At 44.6% G+C, this 15696-nt stretch carries 19 protein-coding genes and 4 pseudogenes; 5 read left to right on the top strand and 18 right to left on the bottom strand.

The annotated features are described in order from the left end of the window. The coding region (locus tag ACJHXA_RS22720) for an IS3 family transposase (RefSeq protein ID WP_071531949.1) at positions 1–97 on the top strand (97 nt) is incomplete at its 5' end. Between the two features lie 13 nt (positions 98–110). Here ACJHXA_RS22720 and ACJHXA_RS22715 read toward each other — a convergent pair. The 11 genes and pseudogenes from ACJHXA_RS22715 to ACJHXA_RS22665 all read right to left on the bottom strand — a co-directional run bounded on the left by ACJHXA_RS22715 (position 111) and on the right by ACJHXA_RS22665 (position 6132). Beyond that, entirely contained in the window at positions 111–299 is a 189-nt protein-coding gene (locus tag ACJHXA_RS22715) for a hypothetical protein (RefSeq protein WP_283512370.1), read from the bottom strand. 64 nt (positions 300–363) lie between these two features. After that, positions 364–1506, bottom strand: a complete 1143-nt coding sequence (locus ACJHXA_RS22710) for a hypothetical protein (RefSeq protein ID WP_001723127.1) — start codon at positions 1504–1506, stop codon at positions 364–366. Positions 1507–1640: 134 nt separating this feature from the next. After that, positions 1641–1929 (bottom strand): annotated as a pseudogene (locus ACJHXA_RS22705) (PerC family transcriptional regulator). Beyond that, positions 1926–2456, bottom strand: coding sequence for a ProQ/FINO family protein (locus tag ACJHXA_RS22700; RefSeq protein ID WP_001723124.1), 531 nt, complete (start codon positions 2454–2456; stop codon positions 1926–1928). Before ACJHXA_RS22700 ends, ACJHXA_RS22705 begins: the two are co-directional and overlap by 4 nt. Before the next feature lie 381 nt (positions 2457–2837). Then, positions 2838–4643, bottom strand: a complete 1806-nt coding sequence (locus tag ACJHXA_RS22695; RefSeq protein WP_001723123.1) for a DUF5906 domain-containing protein — start codon at positions 4641–4643, stop codon at positions 2838–2840. Beyond that, on the bottom strand, positions 4640–4930 hold the full coding sequence (locus ACJHXA_RS22690) for a DUF4222 domain-containing protein (protein ID WP_001723122.1): 291 nt from the start codon (positions 4928–4930) through the stop codon (positions 4640–4642). The genes ACJHXA_RS22695 and ACJHXA_RS22690 overlap by 4 nt, the downstream gene beginning before the upstream one ends. 4 nt (positions 4931–4934) lie before the next feature. Further along, on the bottom strand, positions 4935–5135 hold the full coding sequence (locus ACJHXA_RS22685) for a hypothetical protein (protein ID WP_000551487.1): 201 nt from the start codon (positions 5133–5135) through the stop codon (positions 4935–4937). Then, positions 5128–5361, bottom strand: a complete 234-nt coding sequence (locus ACJHXA_RS22680; RefSeq protein WP_001204082.1) for a hypothetical protein — start codon at positions 5359–5361, stop codon at positions 5128–5130. Before ACJHXA_RS22680 ends, ACJHXA_RS22685 begins: the two co-directional genes overlap by 8 nt. Continuing rightward, positions 5354–5719, bottom strand: coding sequence for a hypothetical protein (locus ACJHXA_RS22675; RefSeq protein ID WP_001723121.1), 366 nt, complete (start codon positions 5717–5719; stop codon positions 5354–5356). The genes ACJHXA_RS22680 and ACJHXA_RS22675 overlap by 8 nt, the downstream gene beginning before the upstream one ends. Further along, positions 5712–5936, bottom strand: a complete 225-nt coding sequence (locus ACJHXA_RS22670; protein WP_000335966.1) for a hypothetical protein — start codon at positions 5934–5936, stop codon at positions 5712–5714. The genes ACJHXA_RS22675 and ACJHXA_RS22670 overlap by 8 nt, the downstream gene beginning before the upstream one ends. Then, positions 5929–6132, bottom strand: a complete 204-nt coding sequence (locus ACJHXA_RS22665; RefSeq protein ID WP_024226739.1) for a host cell division inhibitor Icd-like protein — start codon at positions 6130–6132, stop codon at positions 5929–5931. The genes ACJHXA_RS22670 and ACJHXA_RS22665 overlap by 8 nt, the downstream gene beginning before the upstream one ends. A 199-nt stretch (positions 6133–6331) precedes the next feature. Here ACJHXA_RS22665 and ACJHXA_RS22660 point away from each other — a divergent pair, with 199 nt between their 5' ends. Both ACJHXA_RS22660 and ACJHXA_RS22655 read left to right on the top strand, forming a co-directional pair. After that, positions 6332–6511, top strand: coding sequence for a YlcI/YnfO family protein (locus ACJHXA_RS22660; protein ID WP_000201462.1), 180 nt, complete (start codon positions 6332–6334; stop codon positions 6509–6511). A 57-nt stretch (positions 6512–6568) separates the two neighbouring features. Continuing rightward, positions 6569–6769, top strand: coding sequence for a hypothetical protein (locus ACJHXA_RS22655; RefSeq protein WP_071607143.1), 201 nt, complete (start codon positions 6569–6571; stop codon positions 6767–6769). Between the two features lie 459 nt (positions 6770–7228). Here ACJHXA_RS22655 and ACJHXA_RS22650 read toward each other — a convergent pair whose 3' ends face one another. The 4 genes from ACJHXA_RS22650 to ACJHXA_RS22635 all read right to left on the bottom strand — a co-directional run bounded on the left by ACJHXA_RS22650 (position 7229) and on the right by ACJHXA_RS22635 (position 10705). Beyond that, entirely contained in the window at positions 7229–8029 is an 801-nt protein-coding gene (locus ACJHXA_RS22650) for an antA/AntB antirepressor family protein (RefSeq protein ID WP_001723119.1), read from the bottom strand. Positions 8030–8106: 77 nt separating this feature from the next. Next, complete coding sequence (locus ACJHXA_RS22645) at positions 8107–8304, bottom strand: helix-turn-helix transcriptional regulator (RefSeq protein WP_000072422.1); 198 nt, start codon at positions 8302–8304, stop codon at positions 8107–8109. Positions 8305–8564: 260 nt separating this feature from the next. Then, positions 8565–9362 (bottom strand): hypothetical protein, encoded by a 798-nt coding sequence (locus tag ACJHXA_RS22640; protein ID WP_001723118.1) that lies wholly within the window; start codon positions 9360–9362, stop codon positions 8565–8567. Between the two features lie 128 nt (positions 9363–9490). Next, positions 9491–10705: a tyrosine-type recombinase/integrase gene (locus ACJHXA_RS22635; protein ID WP_000772649.1), complete on the bottom strand. Its 1215-nt coding sequence runs from the start codon at positions 10703–10705 to the stop codon at positions 9491–9493. Positions 10706–11357: 652 nt separating this feature from the next. Here ACJHXA_RS22635 and ACJHXA_RS22630 point away from each other — a divergent pair. Then, a pseudogene (locus ACJHXA_RS22630) lies at positions 11358–12301 on the top strand (GIY-YIG nuclease family protein). Between the two features lie 226 nt (positions 12302–12527). Here ACJHXA_RS22630 and ACJHXA_RS22625 read toward each other — a convergent pair. Then, positions 12528–12975, bottom strand: a pseudogene (locus ACJHXA_RS22625) (recombinase family protein); the annotation flags it as partial. A gap of 268 nt (positions 12976–13243) precedes the next feature. Here ACJHXA_RS22625 and ACJHXA_RS22620 point away from each other — a divergent pair. Beyond that, positions 13244–14332, top strand: coding sequence for an acyltransferase family protein (locus tag ACJHXA_RS22620; protein WP_032265278.1), 1089 nt, complete (start codon positions 13244–13246; stop codon positions 14330–14332). A 304-nt stretch (positions 14333–14636) separates the two neighbouring features. On the opposite strand, the pseudogene ACJHXA_RS22615 reads toward ACJHXA_RS22620, so the two are convergent. Continuing rightward, positions 14637–14759 (bottom strand): annotated as a pseudogene (locus ACJHXA_RS22615) (tail fiber assembly protein); the annotation flags it as partial. Between the two features lie 48 nt (positions 14760–14807). Continuing rightward, a partial coding sequence (locus ACJHXA_RS22610) for a tail fiber domain-containing protein (RefSeq protein WP_283512369.1) occupies positions 14808–15696 on the bottom strand: 889 nt, incomplete at its 5' end.

The following is a 15696-nucleotide window of genomic DNA, read 5'->3' as shown; positions in this document are numbered from 1 at the left end:
GTTTAATTATATCGAATGTGATTACAATCGGTGGCGGCGGCACAGTTGGTGTGGCGGCCTCAGTCCGGAACAATTTGAAAACAAGAACCTCGCTTAGGCCTGTGTCCATATTACGTGGGTAGGATCACTACTGCACACAGAGCAGGTGCAATGAGCACAGTTATAAACCAGATTGTGATGCCCATCCCATGCCTACTGATAATAGCCATTGGTATTGCAAAAATGAATGTTAGAGCAGCATTAGCTAATAGAATATCTTTTAAAGTATTTTCAATTAGTTTTTCTAGATTATCTTTCATCTAATCCCCCCCGTTGAACATTAATATATAAAAGCCCCTTACTAAGGGGCTTTGCACGGATTGTTTAAAGGGAACTTTTTTTCGCCCCTTCAATTTCTTCCTGACAAATTTCGTCATTTGTAAATGAGTACTGCAGATAGACATATCCCTGAGTGGAATTGTTCGCTCTGGCCTCAATAGAGATAGTATCGATATTGTTTTTTAATGGTATTTCTTTTGTTCCCTTCCATGTGGCAGATAAGAAGCGTTCTTTTTTGTTTAGCCCCCTCATCCAGTCCTGAGGATCTTTCCAAATTGAACCAGCCAGCAAAAAGTCTGTAGTATCAGCCTTTCCATACAGAGAACTTAAAGAATTACTCAATTCTTCAAACTTGGATTTAAGAGCCAATCCATAGCTATCAGTATCAATATTTTTTCCTAAAGCCCGTATTTGACATAAACCAGCTTTCGGGGAGATCAACAAACCATACATTTCAAAATCTGCGTTTTGCTTCGGTAATTTATCAGAAGTATACAGATTCACACTGTCTGGTAGTGGCTTGAGCTTAGCACCGATCATATCTTCGATGTTTTTCTGTGTAAGACCGGCTTCTAAGCCAAACGGACCATCCGCTGGCGGGAGTAAAGGAAGTTGCCCTTGGGAATTTTTGGCTGTTACTTCCGTTTCAGTACTGTTTTTTGCGTCATTATCTTGTACTGATGCCAGCTTAACTTCAGCGAGGCCATACTTGGCTGTGAGGTACTTTTGCTGCAACATTGCCATGGTCTGCTCTTCAGTGGCAACAGTAGATAATTTTAGTACCTTTATCAGACCACCACTATACTGACGAGCATCAGCTTTGGCTTCGTTGATTTTTGCATCTAAGCTGTCAATTTCAGTTTTAATTGAAGCCGCAAGCTCAGGATCAGGTTTTACTCCAGATACAACAACATCAATTTTGGCACCTGATTCAATAGCATTAATACGCTGTTCCAAAAGCGCTTTATTAGTTCCTAATATTTCCAGTCTTGCTGTTGTCAGATTTTTTATCAACCCACCAGAAAACTGCTGGTCAACTTCCTTAGCTGCTGATATTTCACCTTCCGTTTGCGACAGTTCAGCTTTAAGAGCCGCTACTTCCTGTTTCTGTTCTGGAGTTAACTCTTCTGGCCCACATCCGGTTAACATTACTATACCGACTAATGTTGCAATTAAAGTTTTATTCATATCCCTATTCCAAATGAAAATATTCAGATTAATCTTATCAGGAACCCAGATGCAATTGAATATTCATCTGCTCAGCAACGTAGTAGATTTCCTCAGAAAGCATCAACAAAAAACCAAGAGAATCCCATCCTCTGTTACTGACTACAATTGTTCTTTTTTTGGTATTTCCTGAATGCCTCACCATTGGGCTGATGTAATCCCATCCCGGCATGTGCCCGGCTGATGGTTTCGCGCATCTCCCCCGAAATTATCCTGCCTTGCTGGTGGGCGTGCTGCCTTGTGGATACATTCCGCGCGACGTTTTGCCGCCTGTTCCCGTGCCTTGTCATCATTCGCCAGCATGATGACCTCAGCCCACCGCGCCGCCGCTCTCCGGTACAGACCACGCGCTTCCAGTGCTTCCGCTTTGCTGTCGTGAATCATGCGCCTATTGTCTCCTTTGCTGCCCGGCGCTGGCGTTTGCGCTTCTCATTCAGCGCCACCAGCCGCGTTTCTGCGTCCTGTTGTTCCTGTGGTGTCACCTCGCCGCACGGCTGGCCTTTCAGGTCGTAGCGTACCCCACCAGCCATTAAGGCGCGGTAATAGTGCGGACACTGCGCATAAGATGCCAGCGTCGCACGCAATGCCCCTGGCCCGAATGCCAGCCCCCTGACGGCGAGATCCTGCATCAGGTCGTCGAATATCCCCACCTTAAGCGGCTTCGGTGCTTCCCGGCTGAATAAGTCAGGCCACAACTCAGTGAGGCGGTTAACGCGCCTGCGGTTTTTGCGCTGGCGTTTGGTCATATGCCGCCACGGTGTCGCCCCTGTGGGCTTTTGCTGCGCTTTCTGGTTACCGGGCATCACTTTATGCGCCGATGTGGTTTTATCCTGCTCCTGCGCCGCCTGCGTCGTTTTCTGCGGCGTGCCGTAAATGCCTTTCGGTTTTCTGTTAATGGTCAGCTTAGTCATGCTTTGCCCCATCGTTACAACTGTCTACCAACTGTCTACCGATATAATTGTTTGATTTATTTAATGTTATTAATACATAACAAAAAAACAATCTGCAAACTGTCTACCAACTCTCTACAGTATTAATACATTGATAATTAATGACTTTTACTAAATGGTAGACAGTGTAGATAGTTAAAAGAAAAATTTTAAAAATGAACCCATAACTATCTATTTTTAGATACCCCCGTGGTTTAGAAATATAAAATAAACTGTCCACCTCTCTACCACATTAAAAATACCTATATAATTCAAAACATTAATTAGTAGATGGTTGGTAGAGGGTTAAGTGTATCTGTCTACCAACCGTCTACTTTTAAGTTTCAACTTATAAATTTCGTATCATGTTCTGTCGTTAATGCCTGCCGTTGCTGGTAACCATCCATCAGCATCTTTATCTAACAGAACATTTGTGATCGTTCGCCCTTTATCTGGACCTTTAGTGCATTTAGCCCGCTTGTACTCCTTTCCGTACTCAGCCATTGCCCCTGGCATATCTGTACCAAAGCGTGTCAGTGATACCGGTTTTCCCAGACCATGCGCAGACATATAAGCCAAATAAGCATGATACAGATATCGCCTCGGACTAAATGGCACTATTTCTGCATTACCTACTATCATTCCCTCACATTTAACCAACGACATCAGATAACCGCAGAAGTCCACCAGCGAATCACCTTCACGCTTTATCAACAGTGCTTCTTCTGATTTTTGCTGCTCATAAAGTAGTCTTTTCGCTTCGTCCTGGTCGGCAAATCGTGTAAGCAAATGGCGAATCACTACTGCCAGTTCCCCTTCTATCTTTTTCGCCAGCATCGGATCGCGTTCGTTCTCTGGTACAACCTCAGAGAAATTAAATATTACTCGTCGACGCGAGATCCCCCCACTACGGTCGCTGAATGACATGGCATAATTGTTTACTGCCAGCACTACCGCAGGAACGCGCGTGGAATAGGGCGCTTTGTGTTTCGGATCGATAGCCACCTTGTCACCGCCTGTAATGGCCTTAATCCCAGCACCATCACCTGCGTAGCGGGTCATGTCAGGCATGATAATCAGAGAATATCCCACCACTAACGCTCGTTCCCTCGCGTCTTCCAGCGCCTTCATGCTCGCCGATACTGTATTGGCCTTACCCGCCAGCATGGTACAAATCTCCGCCATCACACTTTTACCGCTTCCGCCCGGCCCCGTTACCTCAAGGAATAACTGCCAGTCGTACCGGTTCGCCAGTACCATGAATAATGCCGCCAGTACGCGATCCGCTTTACGAGCATTATCCGCCACCGAACGACGCAACCACTTCCAGAAATTCGGCGCATGTGTTGCCAGCGTTTCCCCCTCTTCTGGCGGGCTGAACGGTAATTCACTGGCATTTAACAACCAGTCATTTTTGTTGTGTTCCCGAAAATTTCCTGTCCTGATATCAAAAACACCGTTACTGAACCCAATAAGATTTCTGTCCGCTCCCCCCATAACAGGTAGACTCAATTTCATTGTCTCTACGGCAAATTTAATGGCGTTTTGCGAATAACTAATTTCGGCATCAATAAAAATCTTCGCCATAGACCGCTGGAGTTCCTTATCAGATACAGGCTCCCAAACAATTCCGTTGTAATGGTGAACTACATCAGAATCATCATTTATCGCCAGTGCTCCTCCATAATGTTCAAGTAACACTTCCCCTCTCTGGCTGGCTCCCATCTGATTTAATGCAGGCTTGGGTAGACCACTATTTTTTGTAGCTAATTTCATCACTGAAACTTCCCCGTGCTCAGCCTGTTCGCGGATCCGTTGCAGGTAGTCGCGCCAGTTCTCCGGTTCCTGGTCGGTGATACCTTTGTATAATTTCGCCTCCTGTACGCCAGCCAGCGCCAGCTTTTCAGCGATAGTATTGATCTGGATTGGCTCTATCTCCCCCGCGATATAGACACGCGCAAAACGGCGTTTCTCGTCAATAATGCGGATATTCGCCAGGTCTGCCAGTTGCTTTGGCCCCAGGTAAACAGGAGGCACGTTATCGCCGTGTTTTCGTCCTTCACTTTCAATCCAGTGTTGAGCATGGGCGTAAGCATCCATCCCGGCAAAAATGATTACCTCAGTGAATTTATCCTTCGGCTGATATTTTAGACTCGGTGCGTTTTTCACTTCTTACCTCCCGCAACCAACATTGCCCGGATTTTTTTAATATTCGTGGCTGCACGTCTCGCCACTGCCTGTTGTTTGTTTTCCACCACAATAAAATCACGATCAAACTGACGGCGCGGCATTACGCAGTCATATTCGTAAGCCTCACGGCGGTAGGTGATATTGCCTGGCGTAACGTGACGAATAACCACCCGTCCCCCGCGTCTGGTGTCCCGGAAAATATCACCGGGGCGGATTTCAGGCCGAGAGAGGCCGCTGGCAGTAAAGCCAGAATTTTTCTTTTTCATGGTTTTATTTTCCTGTCAGCAGTTCCGGTTTTATTTCCGCACGAATACAAAGTTCAGAAAAAAATTCAGGAGAACCAACAATCTCATTACTTTTCAGTCGGCATTGTGATTTCACTTTCCCTTTATCCAGGTAAACCAGTACGCGTCCGGTGAAATCATCTGGCACATTAAGCACTACGGGTACATGCGCTTCATGATTATGCATGGCTTACATCCTCCGTGAATTTTCTTCTGTAACGCGTCTCTGCCACATATTCCGCATAGTCCGACGCAATACTAAGAATCATTTCACCCTCTGACTTGTAGCCACTGGTATTGATAAGAAAATATGCAGCTTTCATCATGTCAGCAACGCTCAACAATGCGCCCGCTGCATCTTCCGGTGCGCCATCAAATTCCCGTTTCAGGGAATTAAAACGATCATCACGCATGTTTACCCCCCTGAATGACCTGATAACCGCAACTGGTCAGCAACTCGATAAATTCCGGCAGTGTGCCGAAACAGCAATCATCACGCAGCCGTTCGCGGGATACTTCAACGCCGTTTTCGTAGTGACTCACCATACGCCCGGTAAAATGCAGATCATCATCGTGATGGCTCGTTGACGGCTTAATCAGTCGCGCACGTTCCGCCAGTTCCAGCAATGCTTCAACGCTTCCGGCAATTGCACCATCCGGCAGGTGGTAATTACGCACTATGCGCCCGTTCTCCACATTGACCAGCAACTGCCCGGTAAATTTCTCGTCAAACTGAATGCTGTTAAGGTCAGAAATTGACAGGTTATGCATGGTGCACCTCCTGCACATCAGCCATGATAATTTTTCCGGCCTTATCCAGTGCCTGATCGGCTTTTAGCTGCACAAATGCTAAATAATGGGAGATGCATTCTGATTCTCTGGCTGCGTGTTTATGCGCCACACCAGCGATAGCAGAAATCTCAATAAGTGAATCCATCAGCGTTTTGATAGCGTCTACCGCTGCATCAGGCCATGTTGCATTACACATGTTCCACCTCCTGGCGAATACGGGCGGCGAATACCATCACGCAGCCATCAGGAGATTGCTGGCGTGCTTCCTGTTCGCTGGTGGCCTCGATGTGAATTACGCGCGGTTGTGCCGTGCTCAGGGCGATAAAACGCCAGATGTATTTATTCAGGTTGTGCGAGTCCCGCCCTTGCGGGTGTGTGGTATGATTTCTCATAGCTACCTCGATACTCTTGCTATCGTTGGTGGTTAGACGCCCTGCATGTGTGCCACCACTGCGGGGCGTTGTCGTTTCTGCACCTTGCATCAACAAGGTGTTGAACACCAATTTAAGCCCAGGTGTTAAACACGTCAAGTGTTGAACACTTATTTTTTTTCCTGCATACTGCATTTGTTTTTTGTAAGGGGTACACAACATGGCGACAAAAGCAGTAAACGCAAAATCACAAACAGTTGCGGCAAGGGTTCCGCATGAAGTTATGAACAATGTTGAGGCGGTAAAAATGCCTGGTGAAAGTACAGGGCAGTTTGTAACAGCAGCATTAAAGCGAGAAGTTGAATACCGCCAGCGCCGCAAGGCCAAAGAACAGGAGTAACCATCACCAGCGCCGTGGTGTGAGGAACTACGGTGCATCGTTTTACAGGGCTGCGCCATGACCAACAAAAAATCAACCAATACACCATCACCGGCACGGAAAAGACAGCGCAGAAAGATAGCGTACGAGCATGAGTCAAACAGATTCGCGCCCTGTGCGTTTATCCTTGAGAAATTCCTTAAAGAGTACAGGCGCACAAAAATGGGGTCGCATACCTGGAAAACATCGCGGCATGGCAATGTTAAAGAGCAGGAATAGCCCACCAGCAAGCCAGCATATTCACCATAATGACCCTCAGTTAAACATAGAGTCATTGGTGCAAAGCTGACACATTGCCCACCAGCCGCAAATCTGGCATTGTTGGCGATGCGTTCAAGTATGTAGCTTTCCCACTGGCGGCCCTCTGCGGTCGCCTTTGTTTTATCCAGAACGAAATCAGACATCAGATTGATCAGCACCTGGCGACCTGACAAAATCGCATCAGTCGCGCCACCAGCAAAATTTTTTGCTTTCCGGACAGTGTGACCAACGACATTTTGCAGCAAAATATTCTGCATTTCTGGCGTGCTGTAGTAACGGTGATCAGCGCCTTCACTCTGTGCGACCACAACGCTATAATCTGCCTCGTAGACAGTAAGCAATATGGCGCAGTAGGCTATTCGTTCACAAAGGCGCTCCGGCAACGGGGCGCTTTCTCTTTTTGTAACGGTCAGAGCGTTACACATGGCTGTTTTCCTCCATGCGACGGGCTAACCAACGCTGCGAAAGACGAATTAATTCAGCCTTCCGCTGGTGGTAGTCCTGGCCTAACTCAATCAGCGTGATATTGCTCTGCTCAAGGTAAGAAAGGTGCTCAAGCTGCAACGTGCTCATGTGGTCGCGTGGTTCGCCTGTAATGCCGTTCGCCAGTGCCCACTGTTTTGCAGTCATGCCACCCAGCACGATACGCGCCAGCATGTTCGCTTCCGTGGTGTAGTGGTGCTGGAGTGTGTTTTTACCCAGTTCAGCCCGGTACGCCTCCAGCGCGGCACACATTGGCTTAAAGTAGCTGGCAACTGTGATACGGGCTTTCAGTTCCCGGCGTAACGCTGCGGAACGAACAGGCGCAACCTTGTGTAGCTCCTCCTCGCATTTGATAAAGTACTGGCGAACGGCGCGGCCCTGTTCGGTACGTTCGACCATCGCCAGTTCTTTCGCCATGTTCACGGTGATGATGTACTCAAGAGCTGTTTGCTGGCGAGATTTTGCGCTCACCGGATCGGGTCGGCTCAAATATTCAACAACCTCATAATCCACGCCTTCCGTGAAGCCGTATTCTTCAATGCGCCCCTTGATCCACGAACGGAAAACGCGCCCTACACCTAACGCCTTATGTAACGCTCTGGCACTAACAATATTGGTTTCACTCCCGCCAATAACGCCGGAAATAATCGGGATAATTTCGCCGAGATTTTGCAGATTCTGGTTTTCAGGCCGAACGAAGCCCCGCCCCTGTACGGGCATTTTTGGAAATTTCATAAAAACTCCTGCTATCGAATTAAGTTACTTTTATTTGCTGGTGGATAGCTGGGGGCAATAGCCCCGTAGCCATTTAATCAGGTAGCTGTTCCGCGTGATTCCGCAATACGCTGATTAATCCACTCGTCAATTTCACTCTCAACGAAAGCAATAGCTCGCGAGCCAATTTTAACTGATGCAGGAAATTTACCTTGCCCCATAAGGCGATAAATCCATGCCTTGCTATATCCAGTTCTACGCTGAACTTCTGTTAAACGAATAAGCGTATTTGACATATATTTACCTCATAACGTCTACTCAATTTGACGAGGTAATCATGGCACAGAAATAACGAATATTTTCATACCCTCAGGCCTAATGGTTACCGGAAGGAAATCTACCCTAAGGGTGATGGTAATCTGGAGGAAATCTACCCTAAGGGTGATGGTAATCTGGAGGAAATCTACCCTAAGGGTGATGGTAAAATTGACGGGGAAGATAAAAAAATACCCTCAGGGTAACAGTAAATCACCCTCAGGGTATGCGGTATGGTGCGTTAATCCGGCTTTGCGTTCTTTTGGCTGTTGTCTCGGTTAATAGGGCAGGCAGTCCTCTCTATGAGCGTTGCAAGTGCATTACTTGCCCCCCACTGCTTAAGCTCCCTGGTTATCGCTTCTTGATTTCCCCTGGTGGCAAAATCATTTTCTGGATCGTAATTGGCCCACTCTCTGTTTCTAATCTCAATAGCCTTAGCTAATGGGTCTTTATCCCAGTATTTATATAAGTGTATCGGGTGCTCTTGCTCTAACTGCTCTATCCTTGCCCTTAACTCTGCGTTTTCTTTTTCCAGCATTGCGATTTGGGATAATAAATCATCCTCTGTACGCAACTCTTTCTTTTCAATATCGCGTCCTTGTGCCTCGTCATTTTCAGAAGAGTTAGCGCCTTCCAGCTTCGTTAACGCGTCAAGGACATCGGGAAAAATTGCGAAAATTTCACCCCTTATAAATCCAATGTTCTCAAATTCGGGATCTTCCCAATAACCGGACACCAGAAAACCATTTTCATCCCTCTCACCAGGTAAACAACCACGTTTCCGAACCGCATTCAGATTTCTATAAAGAACATCATTATCAAATTCATCCCGATACGGGTTACAAAAAGATTCCAACAGCTTAAATTCATTTACTGTGTACAGGCGGATATGTTCTCCGCTTATTCTCCTGAGTATCCAAGTTATGACATCTGAAACATCATAATCATCACCAGCGACCTTAAGCACGACCTCAAGAAATTCACGTAAAGAAATAAAATCTTTTTTGTATTCGTTTAATTCGGCATGAATATCAATCATACGCACACCTCAGCGTCCTCTACTGTAGTGGCTGTACCAGTCCGTCGAGGTGTACGGATTTTCGGGAGCGACCCTAGACACAGCCTTTTCTTTCGTCGCTCAAAGTCTACTACTGTATACTCAACCAGTCACCCGCATTTTCCGAACTCACCATGCACCACATTTCCGCCATGCTCGAGCGAATCCATATAATCAGCGTACCACTGAAGCATTTCCCGCCGCCCATCCAGATATTGCGCATGGTTGTATGTGCCACGAATTGAGTTTTTATCGACGTGCGCAAGCTGTGTCTCTATCCACGCGGTGTTATAGCCCTGCTCATGCAAAATGGTGCTCATAGTGTGCCGGAAGCCATGACCAGTAACCTTTCCGTTATAGCCGATGCGTTTAAATACTTGGTTTATGCTAGCCTCGCTCATTGTTTTCCTTGGATCATTACGGCCGGGAAACATAAGCGGATAATTGCCAGTTAGTTCTTTAATCTGCCCAATAAGCGAAAGAGCCTGCTCAGACAAAGGCACTACATGAGGGCGACGCATTTTCATCCGTGAAGCAGGTATCTCCCAGATAGCCTTGTTGAGATCGATTTCATCCCATAATGCACCGCGCAGTTCGCCAGTCCGCAAACCGGTGATAATCAGTAAACGAGCCGCCATAACAACCAATGCACTTCCTGAGTAACTGGACAATGCCTTGAAAAAATCAGGTAATTCTTTGGCTGTGAGGAAAGGATAATGATTAGATTCATGACCTTGCATCGCGCTGGTGAGATCCGGTGCAGGGTTATACTCAGCACGTCCAGTGACAATTGCATAGCGGAAAACTTCCCCACATCGCTGCCTCACTTTTTTGGCTTTTTCGGTAGCACCGCGCCCCTCGATGCGCCGCAGCACATTCAGCAGTTCAAGTGGTTTGATTTCGGCGATTGGTTTTTTGCCAATGTAAGGGAACACATCTTTGTTGAAGGCTTCGAGGATGTCTGAAGCATAACCAGCAGACCATTTTTTTAATTTGCTGCTGTGCCACTCAAGGGCAATATCTTTGAAGGTGTTGTTTAACTGCGTTTCCCGGGCAATCTTTTCCTCTCGTTTCGCTTCCATCGGATCGATACCCCCAGCGATACCCCTTTTAGCTTCTTCACGTTTTGCACGAGCATCAGCCAAGGTAACTTCAGGATACACACCTAGTGCTAACAGCTTCTCTTTACCAGCTACACGATACTTGAAGCGCCAATATTTTCCTCCACTAGGTTTTACCAAGAGATACAGACCACCACCATCAGCCAGCTTGTAAGCCTTCTCTTTTGGCTTGGCAGTGTCTATTTGACGGGCATTGAGTTTCACTTGGGGGTACCTCCACTAAACCGAACAGCAAATACCCCCAAAAGTACCCCCAATTGACTGTAGATTTTGGAGTACTTAAGTAGACGTCAAAAGACTAAAAGGGGCGCTAACATGCGGATTATAAGAGGTTTTTAAATACTTGAGTAGACTTGGGGATACATTAGAATGGTGCCGATAATAGGAGTCGAACCTACGACCTTCGCATTACGAATTATAAGAATCCGCTTCTAATTCAAAGTATTATCCCATCAACACTGCGCTCACACGTCCCACCACATCAAAACATGTAAAGCCTTGCAAACCATTGCGAGGCTTTATGTGTCTCAGTTTTGTCCCACCTTGTATTACGACTTGCATAGCCAATGAAGATAAACGTGACGACAAACGGCGCAGCAGTCTTCTTTTCCTTCATACTTTCCCCATCCAGCATGCATACCTTTATGCCATAACTGAAGTTTATGTCTGTTATGAGCGAGGAACGGACATTACTAACAGCATTCTGTGTGAATCACCAGGGAGCAGGTCAGCGCCACTACTCTATATAATCGCTAACGATGACAAGTATAATTATATAAGTCTTTGCCCTTAGCTTTTGGATAAAATTGTTGAAGTTTCACGAAAATAATGATAAACAAAAAAAGTAGCAATAATAATGGATTTAATTATGGAATGGAGATTTTTAGGTTCTCTATCAGAGGCCAGGAAATCTGGCTGTAGCGGAGTTTATCTTATTGTCCATAAAGGACTTTTCAGTCGTGTGGTTTACGTTGGGGTAAGTTGTAATGTAGGTAGAAGGATAACCGAACATTACGACGGTTATCTTAGAGGAAATCGAACAATTTACGACGCTGGTCACGACGAAGACGTTTATCGCTTCATGTCAGCTTATAAAATTCATAACCACACAAAATACTATCAAGCCTTGGCGAATGATTATAAGATATGGGCATCTACCACAATGTATTCTGATTTGCCGAAAAACATGCTAGCAAAAAGCCAAACCTTTGATACTGATTGGCAGAGCATTGCATTAGAAAAATATATTCCTCAACTGGTAGTATGGGCCCTTCCAATGGCAAAGTACTGTTATTCAAATGCAAGCAGGATTGAAAGTGTAATCCAATCAAAGCTCATTAAATCTTTTGATTTGAGAGGTTTTTTAATATAAAGCAATTAAGCATATTGGGTAAAATTGAATATCCCTATATGGAAAAGGTCAAAGTTTTCATTATTAACACACCTGATTTAGACCCGGCATCCCAGCTTATTTTTAGCAATCTATATAACAAAAAAACTGATAACAACTTCTGTAAAGAGTTCCGTTCACAATTTAAAAGCGAGATTTTTCAGAGGGAAAGTGAAACTCAGAGAAAGCAAACTATCAGGGAGCATAAGGTATCTCTTTATGAAAATTATGGCAAGCCTTGGACTTTAAAGGAAATGGAAAAACTTAGAGTCATGCTTGTCGATTTTGATTTGTCCCCGACAGAAATATCTGAGTATCTAGGAAGAGAGCCGCGCTCTATATCTAAAAAAATAAGCGAAAATGATAAAGTTACTAATTATAAATGGCGAGAGAGCGTCGGCTGGTTGTGACGTTACGTTTTGATTGAAATAACCCCCATTTTGCAAAGTCCGCTCTTGGCACATAGCAGACCAGAGACACTGGCGTAAAGCCATGGAGGATCGGTGGGAGGAGGTAAAAATCCTCTCATGCAAAAAATAAATAAAATTAATGACGGTTGGAAATTATTCAATACATACACTCTCGAGTGTGCATCAGCCAACCGCAGCACGTCTTGCATACGGCGTGTCTGCAGTTTTATATAATCCTGGCTGGAAACCTCTTATACAAAGTCGATACACCAATATCATAGATGATCGCCACCTTCTGACGCGGGACTTTTGATGCAATTAATCGCCCGGCCTGCGCCCATTGTTCTGATGTAAGTTTAGGACGACGTCCACCAATTCCTCCCTGTGCGCGAGCATCTTCCAGTCCAACTTTTGTTCAGTCATCAATCAGTTCACGCTTCATTTCAACCAGGGCTCCATCACATGGAAAAATAAAAAAACCATCGATGTTGACGTGTCAATGTTACCTGTCAGGCTACGGAAATCCCCCCCCTTACCCGCAGCTACTCGGTAAGTATAATAAGATGTTTCCTGCTCCTTCCTAACCTGTCCAGTTTCCAGACAATTAAAGTATCACCTTATATAAGAGACTGCAGAGCGCACTTTAACCTAGGTCGTTCTGAAATAGTTGCAGATTCGATTAATCAACGATTATACTCCCCGGCACTCCAGAGGATCTGGTAAACATAAAGTCAGAGCTTGGGTATACTGGCACACAAATGGCAGATCTTGCAGGTGCAGCCAGTCATAGCCAGTGGCGAAAATACACGAGTGGTTCTGAGCCCCGCGCCATGTCATCACATATCTTGTTTTTTTTATTGCTACCAATCTGACTTTGAGTACTAATGAGCTAGATAGAATTGTTTGTAAAATAAAAAAAATTGGAACAGTGATTATATAAAAATGAAGAAGGTAAAATCAATTCACTATTTGCGAGGTGTAGCAGCATTACTCGTTGTTGCATATCACAATAAACAATACCTAAATGAAGTTTACGCACAAAAAGATCTAGGTGATTTATTGTTTATTAGTGGTGGTTTTGGGGTTGATCTGTTTTTTATTATAAGTGGATTTATAATAATGCTATCGAGTCAAAAAAAAGAAACAAATTCCCCTATTAACTTTATGACCAGGCGTTTTTTCAGGATTTACCCTGTATTTTTCATTTGCACAATCTTATTCTTTTTATTGAACCCGGTCTTCACCGAAAGTGAATTATTGCGTTCATTGTTTCTGCTTCACCTGGACTATTATTCAGAAGCGCCATTCTTCGGATACAACGTGCTTTATCCAGCATGGACATTAACCTTTGAAGTCTATTTTTATTTCATTTTTATGCTTGCAATATCGCTGAGTCATAAAAACAGATTATTAATATCAGTTATTGCATTGATAGTCCCGCTACTTCTCATACAGTTGAAATTTTCCAACAGCCTTTCTCTATCAAGTAAGTTTACGATTGGTGATACAGGTCATTGGCATATTGGCTTTCTAAACTTAATGTCATCACCCATGCTGTTAGAATTCGTTTATGGGATGTTTCTGTATATAATACACAGAAAATTTAAACATATAAAAAACGCAAAGGCGATATCATTCCTTTTGGTTTCATTTGGTGTTTGCTCATATTTTTATCAATTCAGATTTGGTCATGGCCCTTTAAACTTCGGATTGTGGGCAGCCTCCATAATTACGGGAGTTTTACTTTATGAAGTTAACTTCGGATTAAGGGAAAATAAAATACTCAGTAAGCTAGGTGATATCTCTTACTCTCTGTATTTATCCCATGCGATAGTAATGCTATTTTTAATTAATTTTAAGGATTTCATTCCGCTTTATGAAAAACCTGGGTTTTCTAAGTTTTCATTCATTATTGCTCTTAGCTTGTTCTTATCATTCTTTATTTATAAATATATTGAAACTCCATTCATTAATATCGGAAAAACAATATCCAAAAGACTTTCAAAACCAACATTAACTTATAGCGAATAGTACTCACAAGAGCAAGTGGCGCAATAGTAAAAATCTGTTGCGCCCACATTATAAATCGCTCTCCAATAGCAAAGTATCTTAGTGACTAAGCATTACCTAAGTTATCACTATAAACACAAAATACTACGCGGAGCGGAATAGTGCTCTCCTTTTGACCAGCTATTGCATGGTAAATAGTGGGGCTGTTTTTCTATTTGACCGAGCTGTATCTGCCCCTCGATATGTTGCCCTCACGCAATATTCCAAATGTCAGTAAAACGGCTGGTGTAGCGGTATTATGCGCAGCTATTTAGGAGTTGCTGGGCTATCGCTTCGAAGGTGGAGGCCAGACGGGGTTTACTGTATCAACACGGTTCAGCAATACCCGATATGTTTTCCATGCTTCCAGCAACGAGATTTCTTCCTCCGTTGCGATCTCCAGCTCAACAACAGTCTGAACGTACCAGGAACAGCCTCCTTCAGGGCTTGAAGGATATCAATGTTCGCTTCCTGTTAACTGCCGGACAAGTGCAACCAGTTCGCTTACCTGATTTTCCAGAGTGGTGATCCGGGTGCCTGCTGTTGCCAGATTTTCACGTAACGTTGTATTTTCCTCTTCCAGCACGGTAACGCGATCATCTGTTTCACGGGCGACCTGAACAAGTAAGCCAGTCACGGCGGCGTAGTCAACATTCAGATAACGTGTTTCTTCACGTAATTCATTGCCGTCAACCGTTGGTCCCTGCAACTCTTTACCGTAATGAGTGAATGAGCCTACCGCTTCCGGTATTGCCTCCATTGCTTCCTGTGCAATAACACCAGCGTAAGGTAGTCCGTTTTCCTTAAGTGTGTAGGTGTACCCGTTCATTTTACGGATAGCTTCGGTTGCGTCACTGATAATCTGAATATTGTCTTTCAGCTCGCGGTCTGATAACTGATTTAGTGTTGTACAGTTAATAGCACCGTTTACATCAAACAGCTGACCTGACGATGTTTTTTGAGCATAAAACAGATACGCGGCAGACGTTCCAACCTCAAAAACGTTTTGTCGATCACCTGAACCCCACACCTTGACAGCAAATGGTAGTTCTGTATTACCTAAGTTCTGTAAAACAAAACGATTGCCAGTCCCTGTTTGTTTTGTAAGGGTTAAATCAACAGTTGAATTAACCTCATCCTTGTTGATAGTGAGCGCCTGCGCTTTAGCCCCGTTAACAGCACCTGTTTTGAGTTGAACCGCGCCGTCATTACCATTTAGCAGTATCTCAGCTCCGCTAAAGAAATTTTTTAGCGACAGCATCTTACTTACGCCGACTGATGAACCCAACGCCCACGCGAGAGAATTACCGGTGCTATCAAACCCACGTACAAAGCAATCCATTTTG

The organism is Escherichia sp. WS33 (assembly GCF_046486385.1).
In the GTDB taxonomy this organism is placed as follows: Bacteria; Pseudomonadota; Gammaproteobacteria; order Enterobacterales; family Enterobacteriaceae; genus ECMA0423.
This window is presented reverse-complemented; position numbering and strand designations above follow the sequence as displayed.

Bases quoted from the DNA above. Each gene is read 5' to 3' on its own strand.
- ACJHXA_RS22655 (WP_071607143.1), top strand. From the start codon at position 6,569: ATGACCAACAAAAAATCAACCAATACACCATCACCGGCACGGAAAAGA.
- ACJHXA_RS22620 (WP_032265278.1), top strand. From the start codon at position 13,244: ATGAAGAAGGTAAAATCAATTCACTATTTGCGAGGTGTAGCAGCATTA.
- ACJHXA_RS22715 (WP_283512370.1), bottom strand. From the start codon at position 299: ATGAAAGATAATCTAGAAAAACTAATTGAAAATACTTTAAAAGATATT.
- ACJHXA_RS22650 (WP_001723119.1), bottom strand. From the start codon at position 8,029: ATGAAATTTCCAAAAATGCCCGTACAGGGGCGGGGCTTCGTTCGGCCT.
- ACJHXA_RS22645 (WP_000072422.1), bottom strand. From the start codon at position 8,304: ATGTCAAATACGCTTATTCGTTTAACAGAAGTTCAGCGTAGAACTGGA.
- ACJHXA_RS22670 (WP_000335966.1), bottom strand. From the start codon at position 5,936: ATGTGTAATGCAACATGGCCTGATGCAGCGGTAGACGCTATCAAAACG.
- ACJHXA_RS22665 (WP_024226739.1), bottom strand. From the start codon at position 6,132: ATGAGAAATCATACCACACACCCGCAAGGGCGGGACTCGCACAACCTG.
- ACJHXA_RS22685 (WP_000551487.1), bottom strand. From the start codon at position 5,135: ATGCATAATCATGAAGCGCATGTACCCGTAGTGCTTAATGTGCCAGAT.
- ACJHXA_RS22680 (WP_001204082.1), bottom strand. From the start codon at position 5,361: ATGCGTGATGATCGTTTTAATTCCCTGAAACGGGAATTTGATGGCGCA.
- ACJHXA_RS22700 (WP_001723124.1), bottom strand. From the start codon at position 2,456: ATGACTAAGCTGACCATTAACAGAAAACCGAAAGGCATTTACGGCACG.
- ACJHXA_RS22660 (WP_000201462.1), top strand. From the start codon at position 6,332: ATGGCGACAAAAGCAGTAAACGCAAAATCACAAACAGTTGCGGCAAGG.
- ACJHXA_RS22690 (WP_001723122.1), bottom strand. From the start codon at position 4,930: ATGAAAAAGAAAAATTCTGGCTTTACTGCCAGCGGCCTCTCTCGGCCT.
- ACJHXA_RS22710 (WP_001723127.1), bottom strand. From the start codon at position 1,506: ATGAATAAAACTTTAATTGCAACATTAGTCGGTATAGTAATGTTAACC.
- ACJHXA_RS22675 (WP_001723121.1), bottom strand. From the start codon at position 5,719: ATGCATAACCTGTCAATTTCTGACCTTAACAGCATTCAGTTTGACGAG.
- ACJHXA_RS22640 (WP_001723118.1), bottom strand. From the start codon at position 9,362: ATGATTGATATTCATGCCGAATTAAACGAATACAAAAAAGATTTTATT.